The 1,433-nt window shown below is 65.3% G+C and carries 2 protein-coding genes; both read left to right on the top strand.

All coding sequences use genetic code 11. The annotated features are described in order from the left end of the window. Positions 1-90: 90 nt before the first annotated feature. Complete coding sequence (tnpB, locus tag BDK63_RS18255) at positions 91-441, top strand: IS66 family insertion sequence element accessory protein TnpB (RefSeq protein ID WP_169958680.1); 351 nt, start codon at positions 91-93, stop codon at positions 439-441. A gap of 45 nt (positions 442-486) precedes the next feature. Continuing rightward, positions 487-1,433 (top strand): IS66 family transposase (locus BDK63_RS18250; protein WP_183334568.1); only part of this gene is annotated, 947 nt, incomplete at its 3' end.

Genomic DNA, 1,433 nt, shown 5'->3' with positions numbered 1-1,433 from the left:
GGAGGATGCCATCGATGACGAGCCCCGCGGCTGGGAGATCGAGCTCGACCTGGGTGATGGTGTCTGCCTGCGTTTTCGCCGGGGGGCATGATGCGCCCGCCGATCACGCTCTGGCTGTGCACCCAGCCCACCGACATGCGCTGTTCGTATGATGGGCTGGCCGCCCTGGTACGCCGACAGCTGGGCCAGAATCCGCTGAGCGGGCACGGTTTCATCTTCATCAACCGGCGGCGCACCCAGCTCAAGTGCCTGTACTTCCAGGCCGGTGGCTACTGCGTGTGGAGCAAGCGCCTGGAGCGCGGGCGATTCGCCGCCTTGTCGGCCCCCGCAGGCCAGGCGATCACGCTCAGCCACGCCGAGTTCGAAGCGCTGATCGAGGGGCTCGATCTGGTGGTCACGAAACGCCGTAAGCGGTGGCATCCCAAGGTGTCAGCGGCCTGATGGCATGGTAAAATAACGGCCTGATTCATCAGGAATTATCACCCCGTGACGGCGCTTTCTCTGGAACAGAAATACCAGCAATCCCTGGCCGAAAACTCGGTCCTCAGGGAAGAGAATGCGTCGCTCCAACGCCAGCTCGACTGGTTCAAGCGGCAGCTGTTCGGTCGCAAGTCGGAGCGCCTGCTGGCGATCGACCCGGCCGTGCAGCAAAGCCTGCTCGGTAGCTTGCAGGATCTGCCAGCTCCGCCACCGCCCACGTCTGACGACGACACCTCAGCCACCAAGACATCGCCGCGCAAGACGCGCGAGGGAGCCGTCAACGACGCCGGACTGCGCTTCGATGCCTCGGTGCCGGTCAAGGTCATCGAGGTGGCGCCCGAGCTACCCGAGGGCGTGACGCAGGATGACATCGATGTGATCGCCACGCGCAGCACCTTCCGCCTGGCGCAGCGCCGGGCCAGCTTCGAGGTGCTGGAGTACCGTTGCCCAGTGTTCAAGGTCAGCAAGGAGGCGCCGCCCCAGGCAACGTCGGCGCCGGCCACGCTGTTTGACGGCTCACTGGCCGACGTCAGCTTCATTGCCGGCCTGCTGGTCGACAAGTTCTGCTACCACCTGCCGCTCTATCGCCAGCATCAGCGCCTGCAGCAGGCCGGCATCCAGCTCAGTCGCACCACGCTGACTCAGCAGGTGGCGCGAGCCGCGGCGTTGTTGTCGCCGATCCACTTGGCCCAGCTGGAGCACGTGCTGCAAAGCCAGGTGCTGGCCATGGACGAGACGCCGATCAAGGCGGGCCGCAAGGCCAAGGGCAAGATGAAGGAGGCGTGGTTCTGGCCGCTGTACGGCGACCACGACGAGATCAGCTTCACCTTTTCCCCGTCGCGCGCCAAGGCCCACATTGACACGGTGCTGGGCGACCACTTCAACGGCGTGCTGCTGACCGACGGCAACGCCTCCTACGCCCGCTATGCCGAGAAGCGTCCGGGAGTGACCCA

The organism is Halomonas campaniensis (genome assembly GCF_014193375.1).
Lineage (GTDB): Bacteria > Pseudomonadota > Gammaproteobacteria > Pseudomonadales > Halomonadaceae > Halomonas > Halomonas campaniensis.
This window is presented reverse-complemented; position numbering and strand designations above follow the sequence as displayed.

Coding starts and splice junctions, on each gene's coding strand:
- tnpB (WP_169958680.1), top strand. CDS start 91: ATGCGCCCGCCGATCACGCTCTGGCTGTGCACCCAGCCCACCGACATG.